General features: G+C 73.5%; 13 protein-coding genes. 7 read left to right on the plus strand and 6 right to left on the minus strand.

Annotation, left to right across the window (positions count from 1 at the left end):
- Positions 1 to 70 precede the first annotated feature (70 nt).
- Entirely contained in the window at positions 71 to 271 is a 201-nt protein-coding gene (locus tag ACGFQ9_RS03265; RefSeq protein ID WP_393570814.1) for a ferredoxin, read from the minus strand.
- 35 nt (positions 272 to 306) lie between these two features.
- Positions 307 to 1,494 (minus strand): cytochrome P450, encoded by a 1,188-nt coding sequence (locus ACGFQ9_RS03270; protein ID WP_393570606.1) that lies wholly within the window; start codon positions 1,492 to 1,494, stop codon positions 307 to 309.
- A gap of 291 nt (positions 1,495 to 1,785) precedes the next feature.
- Here ACGFQ9_RS03270 and ACGFQ9_RS03275 point away from each other — a divergent pair, with 291 nt between their 5' ends.
- Complete coding sequence (locus tag ACGFQ9_RS03275) at positions 1,786 to 4,269, plus strand: serine hydrolase (protein ID WP_393570608.1); 2,484 nt, start codon at positions 1,786 to 1,788, stop codon at positions 4,267 to 4,269.
- A 75-nt stretch (positions 4,270 to 4,344) separates the two neighbouring features.
- On the opposite strand, the gene ACGFQ9_RS03280 is transcribed toward ACGFQ9_RS03275, so the two are convergent.
- Positions 4,345 to 5,007, minus strand: a complete 663-nt coding sequence (locus ACGFQ9_RS03280) for a lysophospholipid acyltransferase family protein (RefSeq protein ID WP_393570609.1) — start codon at positions 5,005 to 5,007, stop codon at positions 4,345 to 4,347.
- A 625-nt stretch (positions 5,008 to 5,632) separates the two neighbouring features.
- Here ACGFQ9_RS03280 and ACGFQ9_RS03285 point away from each other — a divergent pair.
- The 5 genes from ACGFQ9_RS03285 (at position 5,633) to ACGFQ9_RS03305 (ending at position 10,169) form a co-directional block, all read left to right on the plus strand.
- Positions 5,633 to 6,388, plus strand: coding sequence for a CAP domain-containing protein (locus tag ACGFQ9_RS03285; protein ID WP_393570611.1), 756 nt, complete (start codon positions 5,633 to 5,635; stop codon positions 6,386 to 6,388).
- A 130-nt stretch (positions 6,389 to 6,518) separates the two neighbouring features.
- A complete protein-coding gene (locus ACGFQ9_RS03290; RefSeq protein WP_393570613.1) occupies positions 6,519 to 7,892 on the plus strand; it encodes an FAD-binding oxidoreductase in 1,374 nt (457 codons plus the stop codon).
- Positions 7,893 to 8,052: 160 nt separating this feature from the next.
- The gene (locus ACGFQ9_RS03295; RefSeq protein ID WP_393570615.1) at positions 8,053 to 8,853 is read left to right on the plus strand and encodes a VOC family protein; all 801 of its coding nucleotides are present in this window, start codon (positions 8,053 to 8,055) and stop codon (positions 8,851 to 8,853) included.
- Positions 8,854 to 8,951: 98 nt separating this feature from the next.
- On the plus strand, positions 8,952 to 9,311 hold the full coding sequence (locus ACGFQ9_RS03300) for an SH3 domain-containing protein (protein ID WP_393570617.1): 360 nt from the start codon (positions 8,952 to 8,954) through the stop codon (positions 9,309 to 9,311).
- A gap of 45 nt (positions 9,312 to 9,356) precedes the next feature.
- Complete coding sequence (locus ACGFQ9_RS03305) at positions 9,357 to 10,169, plus strand: crotonase/enoyl-CoA hydratase family protein (protein ID WP_393570619.1); 813 nt, start codon at positions 9,357 to 9,359, stop codon at positions 10,167 to 10,169.
- Positions 10,170 to 10,244: 75 nt separating this feature from the next.
- On the opposite strand, the gene ACGFQ9_RS03310 is transcribed toward ACGFQ9_RS03305, so the two are convergent.
- Both ACGFQ9_RS03310 and ACGFQ9_RS03315 read right to left on the minus strand, forming a co-directional pair.
- Complete coding sequence (locus tag ACGFQ9_RS03310; RefSeq protein WP_393570816.1) at positions 10,245 to 12,620, minus strand: bifunctional polysaccharide deacetylase/glycosyltransferase family 2 protein; 2,376 nt, start codon at positions 12,618 to 12,620, stop codon at positions 10,245 to 10,247.
- 163 nt (positions 12,621 to 12,783) lie between these two features.
- Entirely contained in the window at positions 12,784 to 13,341 is a 558-nt protein-coding gene (locus ACGFQ9_RS03315; protein ID WP_393570621.1) for a hypothetical protein, read from the minus strand.
- A 230-nt stretch (positions 13,342 to 13,571) separates the two neighbouring features.
- Between ACGFQ9_RS03315 and ACGFQ9_RS03320 the strand changes: the two genes are divergently transcribed.
- On the plus strand, positions 13,572 to 14,186 hold the full coding sequence (locus tag ACGFQ9_RS03320; RefSeq protein ID WP_393570622.1) for a hypothetical protein: 615 nt from the start codon (positions 13,572 to 13,574) through the stop codon (positions 14,184 to 14,186).
- Positions 14,187 to 14,212: 26 nt separating this feature from the next.
- Here the strand turns inward: ACGFQ9_RS03320 and rocD are convergent, their stop codons facing one another.
- Entirely contained in the window at positions 14,213 to 15,469 is a 1,257-nt protein-coding gene (rocD, locus tag ACGFQ9_RS03325; RefSeq protein WP_393570818.1) for an ornithine--oxo-acid transaminase, read from the minus strand.
- Between the last annotated feature and the right edge of the window lie 40 nt (positions 15,470 to 15,509).

Genomic DNA, 15,509 nt, shown 5'->3' on the forward strand with positions numbered 1-15,509 from the left:
GAGCGGATCGCCTGTCCAGAGCACGGCAGGACGTGGCACATGCGGGTGAGGTGCCCTGCGGTACGCGGGGTCAGGTGCGGGCCGCCCCGACGGCGATGGCGCCCACCGGGCACGCGCGGGCCGCCTCCCGGACCGAGGCGGTGTCGGCGGTGGCGGATGCGCCCGGGAGCAGGGTGCTCAGGCCGTCGTCGTCCTGGGTGAACACCCCGGGGGCGGTCCTGGCGCACTGGCCGGACCCGATGCAGCGGCCGGTGTCGATCTCGATGTGCACACGGCCGCCGGCGGGCCCTGCGGGCCTCGCGGCGGTCACCAGGCCACCGGCAGTTCGATCATGCCCTGGATAGTGTCGCCCGGCTTGAACGGGATCCGCTCGGCGGGAACGGCGAGGCGCAGTCCGGGGAGGCGGCGCAGCAGGGTGCCGAGGGCGATCTCCAGCTCGGCGCGGGCCAGGTTCTGCCCCAGGCACTGGTGGATGCCGAAGCCGAAGGCCACGTGGTGGCGGGCCGAACGGTGCCAGTCGAGGGTGTCGGGGTCGGCGTAGACGGTGTCGTCGCGGTTGATGAGGGAGGTGGGGAAGACGACGCCGTCGTCCTTGCGGATGACGGTGCCGGCCACCTCGATGTCCGCCACGGCGACCCGGAGCATGCCGTCGGCGATCGACAGGAAACGCATCAGCTCCTCCACGGCTGCCGGGAGCAGCTCCGGGGCGGCACGGAGCTGCGCCAGCTGTTCCGGATGGTGGAGCAGCGTGAAGACACCGAGGGAGATCATGTTCGCGGTGGTCTCGTAGCCGGCGACGAGCAGGATGAGGCCCAGCTCGGCCAGCTCGTCGACGTCCAGCCGCCCCGCGGCGAGGTGTTCGGCGGCCAGTTCGTCGAGCAGGCCGCCGCCGGGTCGCACGCGCTTGGCCCTGATCAGTTCGCGCAGGTAGGCGAGGAGGCTCTCGCGGGCGTCCTCCACGTCGGCGGCCCGCGGCCCGCGCAGCAGCCGCCGGGACTGCTCCTCGAAGTACTCGTGGTCGGCGTAGGGGACGCCGAGCAGCTCGCAGATGACGCTCGACGGCACCGGGAGCGCGAAGGCGCTGACGAGTTCGGCGCGGTCGCCACGGGCGAGCATGCCGTCGATGAGCCGGTCGACGGTCCCCTGGATCCGCGGGCGCATCGCGGTGGCCCGCTTGACCGAGAAGGCGGGGATCAGCATGCGGCGCTGGACGTTGTGCTCGGGGTCGTCGAGCCCGAGGAGGGGTGTACGGCGCCGGGGCACGTCGCGGAACAGGGCGGTCGGGATCGGGAACCCCTCGTTCTCCACGTTCGTCGACAGCCGTCCGTCGGAGAGGAGCGCCCTGGCCTCCGGGTGTCCGGTCACCAGCCAGACGGGACGGCCGTCGAAGAGCGTGGTCCGGGTGAGCGGGCGATCGTCCCGGAACTTCCGGTAGCCGGCGGGCGGGTGGTACGGGCAGGTGCGGTCCTGCGGGAAGGCCACGGCTTCGGTCATGGGGCCACCTCGTTGCGCTGGGGGTTCCGTTCGCCTTGCATCAGATGCCCTGGGCACCTATACACACACCTGAAATGCGGTCAATCACCCCATTGGGGGGAGAGTGCCGCACCCGAGCCGCCGGAACGGGACGGCCGACGAGGGCGGTCCGGGCCCGGAAAATGACCGAATGGTTACAGAACCCGGTCGAACGAAACCCCGACGGACCGGAAGTGATCTGGACGGTCAGCGGCGCCTCGCAGGGGCGCCGGTCCACCAGACGGACACGGAACGAGCAGAGCGGCACGGCAGATGACGACGACATCGGGGAAGCAGACCGACGGCGCCGAGGCGGACGCCCGGCGGGACGCGGACCAGCCGACGGAGATCACGGCGATCCCGTCCGCCGCCGGGGCTCCGGCGGCGGAGGCCCTGGACGAAGGCCAGGACGAGGGGGGCCGCGGGGGGCGGGCCGACGACGCCGATCCGGAAGCCGGTGCCGAACGGGCCGCTCGGCCCGGCACCGAGGTCGACGCGGACGAGTCCGACGCCGGCGCCGCCGATGACGGGGAACCGGGACGGGAACGAGGCGGCGCGGCGGCCGGGGAGAAGTCGGCAGACGGTACGGCCGCGAAGGGCGGGGCGGGCACCCGGGGCGAGGAGGGTGGTGAGGCAGCCGACCCGCCGGGCGCCGACGGACCCGCCTCCGAGCCTGAGGCGGAGCCCGGACCGGCGCCCGGACCGGGGCCCGAGGCGGAGCCCGAGGCGGAGCCCGAGGCGGAGCAGCGGCCGGCATCCGACCTGCCGCACGTACCGGAGGGCGACCGGAGGACCGGGGCGGAGGACGAGCGGGGTTCCGAACCCGACACGGTGCCGTCTCCGGAACCGGCGCACGAGCGGGCGCAAGAGCGGACGCCCGAGCCGGAGTCGGCGGACGAGCCGTCGAGGCCCACCACGGAGCACGCGGCGGAGCCCCGTACGGAGCCGGCGGCGAAGCAGGAACCGGAGGTGGAGCAGGACCGGAAGCAGGAGGCAGGACCGGAACCGCGGCAGCAGCCCACGCCCGGCTCGAAGGACCGACAGCAGCCTGGCCGCAACCAGAGCCAGGCCCAGAACCAGGTCCAGAACCAGGAGCGGGAACAGGAGCCGCGGCCCGGAGAGCGGCAGCAGCCGGCACCGGACCCGAGGCGCCTCCACGAGCAGGCACGGACACAGGAACAGGGACAAGCACCGGGACCGGGACGCGACCAGGCACAGGGGCAGAGAGAGAGGCCGCGCCGGAGCCCCGGGCAGGGGCAGGCACAGGGACCGAGCCAGAGCCCCGGGCAGGTGCAAGGACCGACCCACGGCCCCGCACGGACTCAGGGGCAGGCCCCGAGCCACACCCCCGCACAGGCGCAGGGGCAGGCACCGAGCCACACCCCCGCACAGGCGCAGGCGCAGGGGCAGTGGCCCGTGCCGGGCCGGCCGATGGAGGAGGGCGCCGCCGGGCCGGCCGCGCCGCTCGACCTGTTGGCTCAGCTGACCAACACCCCTCCCGCGCCGCCGACCCTGCCGCGGAAGGCCGCGCGGCGGGTGAAGATCTGGGCCCCGCCGCTGCTGCTGCTCGTCGGCCTGGCCGCGGGCGCCCAGCTGCTCCGCCCCCTGCCCGCCGTCACGATGTCCGCCACGGTCACCGCGCACACCGTGGCCGGGAGCGTCACCGTGCCCTGGCCGGAGAAGGGCCACGGCGCCGTACGGATCGTCGGGTCCGGCGACGCGGCCGCCTTCGGCGAGCAGAAGCCCGTCCCCACCGCCAGCGTCGCGAAGGTGATGACCGCCTACGTCATCCTCAAGGACCACCCGCTCAAGAAGAACGAGCCCGGCCCGCGCATCGAGGTCGACGCCAAAGCGGTGGCCGACGGCACCTCCGAGAGCGAGTCGCGGATCACCGGCCTGAAGGCCGGAACGAGCTTCAGCCAGCAGGACATGCTCAAGATGCTCATGATCCCTTCGGGCAACAACATCGCCCGGCTGCTGGCGCGCTGGGACACCGGGAGCGACTCCGAGGCCGCCTTCGTGGCGAAGATGAACGCGGCCGCCAGGGAACTGGGCATGGCGGACACCGTGTACACCGACCCCAGCGGACTGGACGCCAAGACCGTCAGCACCGCCGCCGACCAGCTGAAGCTGGGCGAGGCGGTCATGCAGAACGAGGCGTTCCGCGCCATCGTCGCGATGCCCAGCGCGAAGATCCCCGGGCTGCCCAAGCCGATCACCAACAACAACGACCTGCTTGTGGCTCCCGGTCTGAGCGTCCGCGGCATCAAGACGGGGTCGAGTTCGGCGGCGGGCGGCACCCTGCTGTGGGCCGCGTACAAGACCGTCGGGGACGACACCGCGCTGGTCATCGGGGCGCTCATGGACCAGCACGCGCCGCCGCCGGACCCGGACGCCCTCAACAGCCTCGCTCTGGTGAAGGCCAACAGCCAGAAGGTCATCACGGCGGTGCGCGGAGGACTGACCAAGGCCCCGGCGGTGCGCAAGGGGCAGGTCGTGGCCTACCTGGACGACGGGCTGGGCGGCCGGACCGAGGTCGTGGCCGCCCGGGACTGCGAGGTCGTCGGGCTGCCCGGCCAGCAGGTCCGGCTGGAGCTGACGACCGGGGCCGGCGGGCTCCCTCGGAAGGCCGTGGCGGGCACCGAGGTCGGCACGCTCAAGGTGGGGTCCGGCACGGGCGCGAAGACCGTGCCTGTGACGCTCCGGCGGGACCTGGCCGAACCGTCCGTCGGCACGCGCCTGCTGCGCCTCCGCTGAGGGTCCCGCAGCCGATCGTCTCCGATCGTCTCCGGGTGTCCCCGCCGCGCACCGCGGAACCCTGCGCGCGGCGGATCAGCCCGCGAAGGCGGCCGGTTCGCCCAGCCGTCGGGCCGCGGTCCGCCAGGCGGCGGTGACACCGCGGTGCGCCGCCGCGGTCGCGGCACCGATGTCGGCGGGCAGGTCGAGCGGGGCGCCGAGGTGGACGTGGAGGCGCGGCTGCCGGACCGGTGCGGTCAGGAACCCCGCCACCTGCTTCGCGCCGCTCCCGGAGGAGATGCGCCGCGCGCCCGCCTGCCCGACGGGCACGACCCGTGCCCCGGTACGGGCCGCGAGGCGTGCCGGGCCGGTACGGAACTCCTCCGGCGGGGCTTCGGCGGCGTCCAGGCGCAGCGGGAGCCGGCCCTCGCCGTAGATGAGGACGTCGCCGCCGGCCGCGAGGACCCGGGCCGCGGCGTCCAGGGCCCCGGCCGCATGGGCGGAGCCCCGGTGGACGGGGATGTGGCCGCCCCGTTCCAGCAGGCCGCGCAGGACCGGGACGCGCCACAGGCCGGCGGTGGCCATGACGGTGACCCGGATTCCCTCGCGGTGCAGGGCGGCCAACACCGGGCCGGGGTCGGCGAGGGAGGTGTGGTTGGCGACGAACACCGTGCCGGGCTCGTGCCGGAACGATGCGTCGCGGGAGACGCCGAGGCGGCCGAGCACAGGTACGGCTGCCGCGGCGATGCGTCCGAGCATGAGGGTCCTCTCGAAGGGGTGGGCCGCGTCGTCCCTCATGCTCGCGGGCCCGGCCCCGCCGGACATCGGCGCGCGTACTCACGTCCTGCCCGCCCGGCTCCCCGGCTCCGCGCCCCCGGCGGCGTACGCGCCCCCGTGCCGCGTGAGTACCCGTACTCATGCAGCACGGGGGCGGGCCCGGGTGCGCGGCGGCGGAATACGGCGGCAGTGGCCGGCGGATGATTCCGCTTCACGGTTCCCCCGGGAATCCGTGACAAGCGTCACGCGGGGATTGCGCGAATCATCGGACCCGGGCCGACGCCGCGGCGGCGCAATATCGAGATTTGTCTGGTTTGACCTCGACATTCCCCCTGTTCGCCGGAATGGGCACCCCGCCCTTCGCGGCACGTCTCAGCATCCGGGCACCTCAGAGCGGTTTTTGACGAGCCGTCAGCCTCGTTCCGGGCGCGGCCCGGAAAGCGGGCTGCATGTCCGTCTCCGCATTTCAAGCTCGGTTTCAACAAGTTTTCCGGGGGCGGTGGAGGTGACTTGCGACGCCGTTGCCCGGCTTCTAAGAATGGCCGCCCGCCCTGCGCCCCGGAAGCCCAGGCGCAGGGAGCTTCGCGAACACCGAGTGAGGTCCCGCATGAAGAAGCACCGCAAGAGCACGCATTACAGGAAAATATCGATAGCCGCCCTCGCGGTGGGGATCGTGGGCGTCCCCACGGCCGCGATGGCGTGTCTGGACTCGGGGGAGTCCGGTTCCGGAAAACGCGCGAGCCAGAGCCAACCGGAGCAGCGGTCCGTCCCCGTCGCCGTCCGGTCCACCCCGACCGCCACCGCCGGCCAGGTCCACGGCGGCGGCAGCGGCAGCGGCAGCGGGCACGCCGACCGCTCCCGGACGCCGGTCACGAAGACCCCGAGCCCCACCCGGACGAAGCCGGCCACGACGACCGCGCCGAAGCCGACGAAGAAGCCCACCGCGAAGCCGACGCCGACCGCCACCAAGCCGACCGCGCCCGTCTCCGGCCCCCTCGCCGAGGTCGTCTCTCTGGTCAACAAGGAGCGCGCCAAGGCCGGTTGCCGGGCCCTCACCGTGAACGCGAAGCTCACGACGGCCGCCCAGAACCACAGCAAGGACATGGCCTCCCACCGGAACATGTCGCACACCGGCTCCGACGGCTCCGACCCCGGCACCCGCATCACCCGCACCGGCTACCGGTGGAGCACCTACGGCGAAAACGTCGCCTACGGCTACGGCACGCCCCAGCAGGTCATGAACGGCTGGATGAACAGCCCGGGCCACCGCCAGAACATCCTCAACTGCTCCTTCAAGGAGATCGGCGTCGGCCTCGCCCAGCCGAACAACTACTGGACCCAGGTCTTCGGCGCGTCCCGCTGACGCGCCCCCCGCGCCCGCCCCGCGCGTAAAGACAGGCACAGTTTCCTTTCGGACCCCGCCCACGGGCCCCTCCGACGGCATCTACTGGGTGCAGGCGGGGCATCGGCCCGCCTCCGAGGGAAGGGTTCGCATGAGTGAGTTCGCATCGCTGGTGCCGCGGGTCCAGGGCGTGGTCCTGCTGCCCGGGCAGGAGGGTTTCGAGGAGGAGCGGGCGGGCTTCCAGCGTGCGCTGGTGCACCGGCCGGACGTGATCGTGGGAGCGGCCTCGGCCCGGGACGTGGCCGCGGCGGTGGAGTTCGCCACCGTCCGGGGCCTGCCCGTCGCCGTCCAGGCGACCGGCCACGGCCTGTCCGTCGCGATGGACGGCGGTGTGCTGGTCTCCACCCGCCGCATGGACGGATTACGCGTCGACGCCCCGGCCCGCACCGTCCGGCTGGAGGCCGGAGTGCGCTGGGAGCAGGTGACCGCCGAGGCGGCACGGCACGGCCTGGCCCCGCTCAGCGGCTCGGCACCGCACGTCGGCGCCGTCTCCTACGTACTCGGCGGCGGGCTGCCCCTCCTCGGGCGCACGCACGGGTACGCCGCCGACCACGTGCGGGCCCTCGAAGTGGTCACCGCCGACGCCCGGATCCGGCAGGTCACCCCCGACAGCGACCCCGACCTCTTCTGGGCCCTCCTGGGCGGCCGGGACAACTTCGGCATCGTCACCGCGCTCGACATGGCCCTCGTGCCGCAGAGCCGCCTCTACGGCGGCGGCCTCTACTTCGACGCCCCGCACGCCGCGGACGTCCTCGACGCCTGGCGCCGGTGGACCGCCACCGTCCCCGACACCATGAACTCCTCCCTCGCCCTGATGCCGGTACCGGACGCGCCCGCCCTCCCGGAGCCGCTGCGCGGCCGGTACGTCGCCCACGTCCGGATCGCCCACACCGGCGGCGCCGAGGAGGGCGAGGCCCTGATCGCTCCGCTCCGCGCGGTCGCCCCCCGGCTGCTGGACACGGTCGCGGAGATGCCGTACACGGCGAGCGGCTCCATCCACCACGACCGGAAGGAGCCCGTCGCGTTCGCCTCGGACGACGCCATGCTGAGCGGGCTGACCGCGTCCGACGTACGGACGGTCCTCGACACGGCGGGTCCCGGCGCACCGGTCCCGTGCATCGTGGAACTGCGCCACCTCGGCGGGGCACTCGCGTACCGCAAGGGCTCCCCGAACGCGGTCGGGCACCGCGACGCTCAGTACATGCTCTTCGTGCTCTCGCCGCTAGTGGGGCCGTTCACCCCCGAGAAGGTCCGGCCGGTGCACCGGGCGCTCTTCGACGGCCTGGCACCGCGCACGCTCGGGCGGTTCCTGAACTTCATGGGCAGCGGCGAGAACGCCGGTCCGGAGCAGGTGCGTTCGGCGTACGACGCCGATGACCACGCGCGCCTGGTACGGCTCAAGGCCGTGCACGACCCGTCCAACACCTTCCGCGTGAACTACAACCTGGAGCCGGGCACCCCCTGAGCCCCTCACCGGCCGGCGATCGCCCGCCGCGGGATTCCACCCCTCCCCCGGAACCGCCGCGGCGGGCGATCGTCCCCGCTCCCCCGTCGTGCGGCCGAGGGGCGCGTGGCAGTGCCCCGTGCCAGGCTGAAGGCACACGAGGTCTGCGAAAGGACGCCCCATGATCACCACCGACTTCGTCCCCGGCTCCCCCTGCTGGATCGACCTCGGTGCGCCGGACGTCCCGGCAGCCGCGGCCTTCTACGGTGCCGTCCTCGGCTGGGACTACGAGTCCATGGGCGACGGGGAGGACATGGAAGGCGGGATGTTCCGGAAGGACGGCAAGATCGTCGCCGGCCTCGGCAAACTGACCGAGGAGGGCGCGCGCTCGGCCTGGATGATCTACTACTCGGTCGCCGACGCCGATGCCACGACCCGGGCGGTCGAACAGGCCGGCGGCACGGTGCGGGTGCCGCCGACGGACCTCGACGAATGGGGCCGGATGGCCCAGTACAGCGACCCTCTGGGCGGCCAGTTCGCCGTCTGGCAGCCGGGGACGAACCAGGGGGTCGAGCTGGTCGACGACCCGGGCTCGCTGTCCTGGACGGAGCTGATGACGAGCGACGCAGCGGCCGCCAGGGAGTTCTACGGCGGTGTCTTCGGCTGGCGGTTCGGCGACATGACGCTGCCGGGCGGCGGCGGCACCTACACGCTCATCACCCCGGCGGGGCTCTCCGAGGAGCGCATGCACGGCGGCCTGATGGAGATGTCGGCGGAGCACCTCACCCTGACGGGCGGCCGGCCGTACTGGCACCCGGTCTTCGCCGTGGCCGACTGCGACGCGGCGGTCGCCAGGGTCAGGGAGAACGGCGGCTCCGTCCAGATGGGCCCGGAGGACGCGGAGGGCGTCGGCCGGCTGGCCGTCTGCCTGGACCCGGCGAACGCCGACTTCGTGCTGCTGACCCCGGCCGCCACCGGCTGAGCGCGGCGCCCCGGCGGCATCCGGCGTAGGCCGATCGGGGGAACGGGCGGTGTGCCGGACGGCCGCTGCGGCGGGCGGTGGCGCAGGGTCGTTCCCCGGTGCCGCTTTCCCGCGGCCCGTCGGTCGTGGGATGGGAGACGCTGGTGGGCGGGTTCAGGAGGATCGTGGTAGCGGGCGCGGCGGCCACCGTGTCGGCGGTCGTCTTCGCCGGGAGCGCGACGGCGACGACATGGGCGAACGGCCTGGTCGTCAGCTCCGCCGGGGTGAAGGTCCGCGCCCACGCGAACACGTCCGCCCGGGTCGTCGGCACCCTGGACCCGTGGAAGGAGGTCCGGCTGTCCTGCCAGGCCAACGGCCAGTGGGTGGAGGGCAACAACCTCTGGTACCGGGTGCACGGACGCTCCGGCTGGGTGTCGGCCCGCTGGGTCCACAACTACACCCTGGTGCCCTGGTGCTGAACCACCGGTCTGGTCACGGGAGCGCGGCCGCGTGAGAATGCCGCCATGACCGTCACCCCGGCGACACCGGTGGACACCGCCCCCGCCGCCCCCTCCGTCCGCGTCGAGCGGGCCGGGCCCGTGACGACCGTGGTGCTGTCGCGGCCCGCTGCCCGCAATGCCGTCGACGGGCCCACGGCCCGGCAACTGGCGGACGCCTTCAGGGCGTTCGAGGCGGACGACGGGGCTTCGGTGGCGGTGCTGTGGGGCGAGGGCGGCACCTTCTGCGCGGGCGCCGACCTCAAGGCCGTCGGCACCGGGCGCGGGAACCGCGTCGAACCCGGCGGCGACGGTCCGATGGGGCCGACCCGGCTGCGCCTGACCAAACCGGTCATCGCCGCCGTCGCCGGCCACGCCGTGGCCGGCGGACTGGAACTGGCCCTGTGGTGCGACCTGCGGGTGATGGAGGAGGACGCGGTCTTCGGGGTGTTCTGCCGCCGCTGGGGGGTACCGCTGATCGACGGCGGCACGGTCCGGCTCCCCCGGCTGATCGGCGAGAGCCGCGCCATGGACCTGATCCTGACCGGCCGTCCGGTCCCGGCCGCCGAGGCCCACGCCATCGGGCTCGCCAACCGCCTCGTACCGCCCGGGCGGGCCCGGTACGCAGCGGAGGAACTGGCCCGCGAGATCGCCGCGTTCCCGCAGCTCTGCCTGCGTCACGACCGTCTGTCCGTACGGGAGCAGCACGGCCTGCCGGAGCCCGAGGCCCTGGCCGCCGAACTCCGGCACGGCATGGTCCCGCTCTCGGCCGGCGAAACCCTCTCCGGCGCCGCGCGCTTCTCCGCCGGCGCGGGCCGGCACGGTTCCTTCGCCGACTGACCCGAGCACCTTGACGGCCCCGGAGGCCGTCAGCCCGTCGTCGCGGTGTCCTCAGCGGTCTCGTCAGCGGTCTCCTCAGTGGTATCCGCCGTGGCCCCCCTGCACCGGTCCCTCCGAGGGCCAGATGTGGTTCTGCGGCGGCGGGAAGGCGGGCGGGTGCGGGTCCTCGTACGGCCGGCCGTGATCCGCAGCGGGTGCCGGTGCGGGTGCGGGCGCGTGTCCGAAGCCCGGAGCGGGACCGGGATCGTATCCGAAGCCCGGAACGGGAGCGGGGTCGTATCCGAAGCCCGGAGCCGGAGCGGGGTCGTAACCGAAGTCCGGGGCAGGGTGGTGGCCGCTGCCGAAGTCCGGGGCAGGACGGTGGCCGTGACTGTGACCGTTGTCCGCCTCGGGCCCGGCGACCGGGACCTGGAGGCTGCCGTAGCGCTCCATCCGCTGCCAGCGCAGCCGGGAACCGGCGACCGCCGTGAACACCGACTGGATCACGACCAGGTACATCAGCTGGCGGTACACGAACTGCTGGAGCGGCAGGCTCCACAGGGGCCCCGGCCGCTCGCCGTCGAGCCGGAAGGCGTACAGGCCCATCAGCACCTGCAGGAGCAGGAACGCCGTCCACAGGCCCACGATGCGGACCGGGTCGAGGAACACCAGGCCGTACAGGGCGAAGACGTCCACCACCGGTGCGAGCAGCGGCAGCAGGACCTGGAACATCAGCAGGTAGACCAGCCCGCGCCGGCCCAGCTTGCCCGCCTGCCCGCGCTGCACGAGGGCGCCGCGGTGCTTCCACATGGCCTGGAGCGTGCCGTAGCACCAGCGGTAGCGCTGCTTCCACAGGGCGCCCAGCGAGGCGGGCGCCTCGGTCCAGGCCTTGGCCCGCTCCTCGTACACGACCCGCCAGCCGTCCCGGCACAGGGCCATCGTGAGGTCGGTGTCCTCGGCGAGGGTGATGTCGCTGACACCGCCCACCCGCACCAGCGCCTCGCGGCGGAAGGCGCCCACGGCTCCCGGAACGGTGGGCATGCACTCGGCGAGGTCGAACAGGCGGCGGTCGAGGTTGAAGCCGACCACGTACTCGATGTGCTGCCAGCGTCCGAGCAGACCGCCCCGGTTGACCACCTTGGCGTTGCCCGACACCGCGCCCACCCGGGGGTCGGCGAAGGGCTGGACGATCATGCGTACGGCGTCCGGCTCGAAGACGGTGTCGCCGTCGACCATGACGAGGAGGTTGCAGGAGGCAGCGGCGATGCCGGTGTTGAGGGCGGCGGGCTTCCCGGCGTTCTGCTGCCGGATGACCCGCAGGCCCGGCAGCCGCAGGGCCTCGACGATGTCGGCGGTGCCGTCGGTCGATCCGTCGTCGACGACGATGACCTCGACCTGATGGTCGGAGGCCAGCAGGGAGCGGACGGCCGCCTCGATGCCCGCGCTCTCGTTGTACGCCGGCACGATCACGCTCACCGGCTCGGTCACCGGCGGACCCCACGGCTTCCGGCGCTTCCGCACGTGGCGCCGCGCGGCGACGAACACGGCGACCGCGCGCAGCGCGCTGATCGCCCCCGCGGCCCAGAGCAGCCAGGACAGACCCTCCAGGACCCAGTCACTGGTGCGCATCGCGGTGATCAGGGCCGAGCCCTGCCACTCGTGCGCGGTGGTGGCCGGACGTACCGCCCCGGGGAGCGCGACCGCGTCTCCGACGGTGGTGAAGCGCCAGCCCGCCGCCTTCAGCCGCGGCAGCAGCTGCTCCAGTGCGGCCACCGTCTGGGCCCGGTCGCCGCCGGCGTCGTGCATCAGCACGATCTGGCCGGCCGTGCCCTCGGGGGTGGCGTTGGCGACGATCCGCTCCGCCCCGGGGCGCCGCCAGTCCTCACTGTCCAGGGTGGTGAGGACGGTCAGGTATCCGTCCTGCCCGGCCTGGACGGCGGCCTCCCAGTCGGCGTCGGTGAGCGCCTCGTTCGTGGAGGAGTACGGGGGCCGCATCAGCGGAGTGGTCAGTCCGGTGGCACCGGCGACGACCAGCTGGCTCTGCCGCAGCTCGAAGGTCCGGCGCCAGGGGGAGGCGGAGCCGAGGTCGGTGTGCGTGAAGCTGTGCAGGCCTATCTGGTGGCCTTCGTCGACGATCCGGCGGGCGAGCCCGGGATTCTCCGCGACCCGGGTGCCGACGGTGAAGAAGGTGGCGTGCACCCCGTGGCGCCGCAGCACGTCGAGGACCTTCGGCGTCCACACCGGGTCGGGGCCGTCGTCGAAGGTCAGCGAGATCGTGCGGTCGGCCGGAGCGGTGGTGCGGCCGGACGCACCGTCGATCACCGGGCCGCCGGAGCCGATCGCAGCGGGTACGGAGGCGGCCGTCCCGCGATCGCGGGGTGCGGCGTCGGGGGTGCTGTCGAACAGGTGCTGGGTGTAGCCCTGCAGGAGCAGCGCGGCGGCGAGGGTGAGCACGAGGGTGGTCAGCAGCATCCAGTGCGTGCGCACCGGGACGTCACGGACGGTGGTGTGCCTGCCTCGGGCGCGACGGCGGGGATTCCTCGACAAGTGATGCGGTTCCTGTTCGTGCCTGCTGTGGGGGTGGTCGGCGCTGCGGTGGGGAGGAGGCCGGTGGGGGATCCGTCCCGCCCGCCCGTCAGGGGTGGCTGGTCGGCTTGCCGCCGCCCTGGCCGGGCGGGGCGGTGCCGCGCCCGCGTCCGCTGCCCGGCGTCGGCTTGGCGGTTTCGGTTCCCGTGCCGGTCTTGGTCGGTCCCGGGCGGGTGGTGGGGGTGGCCGTAGCCGGACCCACGGCGGGGGCCGTGCCGGCGGACGCGGGGGCGGTCTTCCGGGTGGCGGTCGGGGCGGGGCGCGAGCCGCCGCTCCCCGTGCTCCCGGCGGAGGGGACGGGGCCGGCCGGGGAGCGGCTCGGGTCGGCGCTGCGGGGCGCCTGGGCGGACGGGAGGAAGGGGGCGTCGACGGAAGGGCCGCCGAGCAGGGTGCTGACGAGCAGGGCGACGTAGGCGACGGCCGGCACGCTCAGCAGGTACATCCCTCTGCGCACCCGCCGCTGTCTGCGTCCGGACCGGTCCACGAAGACGGGACGGGCCGCGGGTGACGGCTCCGCCACCGGGCCCGGCACCCCGTCCGGTGCGACCGCACCCACGGGGAAGAGCTCCATCGTGTCGTCGTCCTGGACGCCGGGAGGTGGGTGCATGGGGGGATGGCCTCTGGTGGGATCGGCGGTACGTGTGGGGGTGCCTCATGTCCTACAGCGCTGTGGCGCCCTCAGGTGTCACTGCCGTTCCGGCGGCCGGCCCCCACCTCCCGGAAGGCTCGACACGCGGGAAGATCGTTGAGAGTTGGATCTTCCCCCCTCCCTCGTAATAGAACACTGCCTCGATCGATCATGATCGCGACAACTTCTTTGTTCGGGGGAACCCTCACATGCGCTCCAACCAGCACGTCTTCGGCATGCTCGCGGCCGTTCTCGCGCTCGGCGGCGGTTTGACCGCCTGCGGTCCGGAGAACGGCAAGGCCGGCGGTACCGCGCCGGCCGCCACCCCGTCGGCGAGCTCCGCGCCCTCGCCCTCACCCTCGCCCTCGCCCTCGGAGTCGGCACGGCCTTCGCAGGCGGCGAAGCCTTCGAAGGGCGCCGGGACCGGCGGCACCGATGACGCCGGCCACGCCGAGGAGGACTGCGGCGCGCCGCCGAAGCTCCCGGCCGGCCTGAAGATCATCGAGGTGGGCCTGCACCGCGACATCGGCGCCGTTGAGGCGTTCGACGCCAAGCCGAAATGCACGCCGAACGACTGGATCTATTTCGGCGAGGGCGAGCCGAAGGGCTACAGGCTCCCGGCGGACGTCAAGGGCGAGCTCGCCCTGGGCCCGGGTCAGCACAAGAAGGTGACCCGGGAGGAGCTGTCGAAGCACATCGACGGCTGTCTGCGCAACGACTACGGCGTGGTGAAGCAGCCCTACGCCTGCTACGGCAACGTCTACGAGATCACGCTCAACCCGAAGGGTGAGATCGCGACCATGCGCGAGCGCTGGTCCGTCTGATCCCGGTTAATTCCGTTTGATCCCGGTCAGGCGGGCCGGGCCAGGACCTCGGCGAGGCGGTCGAGGCCCCATTCCAGGTCCTGCTCCGTGATGACCAGGGGCGGGGCCAGCCGGATCGTGGATCCGTGGGTGTCCTTCACCAGGACGCCACGCTCCAGCATCCGCCGCGCGACGGCGCCGCCGCCCCCGTGGCGGTCGGCGACGTCGACGCCGGCCCACAGGCCGCGGCCGCGGCTCGCCTCCACCAGCCCGGCCGCGGTCATCTCGTGCAGGCGGGCGTGCAGCCGGGTTCCGAGCTCCGCGGCGCGCTGCTGGAACTCGCCGGTGCGCAGCATGGCGATGACTTCGAGGGCGACGGCGCAGGCGAGCGGATTGCCGCCGAAGGTGGAGCCGTGCTGGCCGGGGCGCAGGACACCGAGCACCTCGCGCGAGGAGACCACGGCGGAGACCGGGACGACACCCCCGCCGAGGGCCTTGCCCAGCAGGTACACGTCCGGGGTGACCTGTTCGTGTTCGCAGGCGAAGGTACGGCCGGTGCGGCCGAGACCGGACTGGATCTCGTCGGCGATCAGCAGGACGTTGCGGCGGGCGGTGGTCTCGCGTACGCGGGCCAGGTAGCCGGCGGGCGGGACACATACGCCGGCCTCGCCCTGCACCGGTTCGAGCAGGACGGCGACGGTGTCGTCGGTGAGGGCCGCCTCGAGGGCATCAGCGTCCCCGAAGGGGACGGTGTCGAAGCCGGGGGTGAAGGGGCCGAAGCCGTCCCTGGCCCCGGGGTCGGAGGAGAAGGACACCACGGTGGTGGTGCGGCCGTGGAAGTTCCCGGCGGCCACGACGATACGGGCGGCGCCCGGCGCGACGCCCTTGACCCGGTAGCCCCACTTGCGAGCGACCTTGACCGCGGTCTCCACGGCTTCCGCGCCCGTGTTCATCGGCAGTACGGTCTCCATCCCGCACAGGTCGGCCAGTTCGGTGCAGAAGTCGGCGAACCGGTCGTGGTGGAAGGCGCGCGAGGTGAGGGTGACCCGGTCGAGCTGCGTCTTGGCCGCGGCGATCAGCCGGGGGTGACCGTGGCCGAAGTTGAGGGCCGAGTACCCCGCGAGCAGGTCCAGGTGACGCCTCCCGTCGATATCGGTGGTCCAGGCTCCTTCCGCGGAGGCGATGACCACGGGCAGCGGGTGGTAGTTGCGGGCGCTGCGGGCCTCGGCGGCGCGCACGGCATCACCGGTCGCGGAGGTGACACCCGGGGAGGCGGCACCCGCGGGGGTGACGGCCACGGACATGACGGCCGCGCGGGACGTGGCGGGGGTGGCGGGAGTGGTG

This window comes from Streptomyces sp. NPDC048603 (assembly GCF_043199475.1).
Classification (GTDB): domain Bacteria; phylum Actinomycetota; class Actinomycetes; order Streptomycetales; family Streptomycetaceae; genus Streptomyces.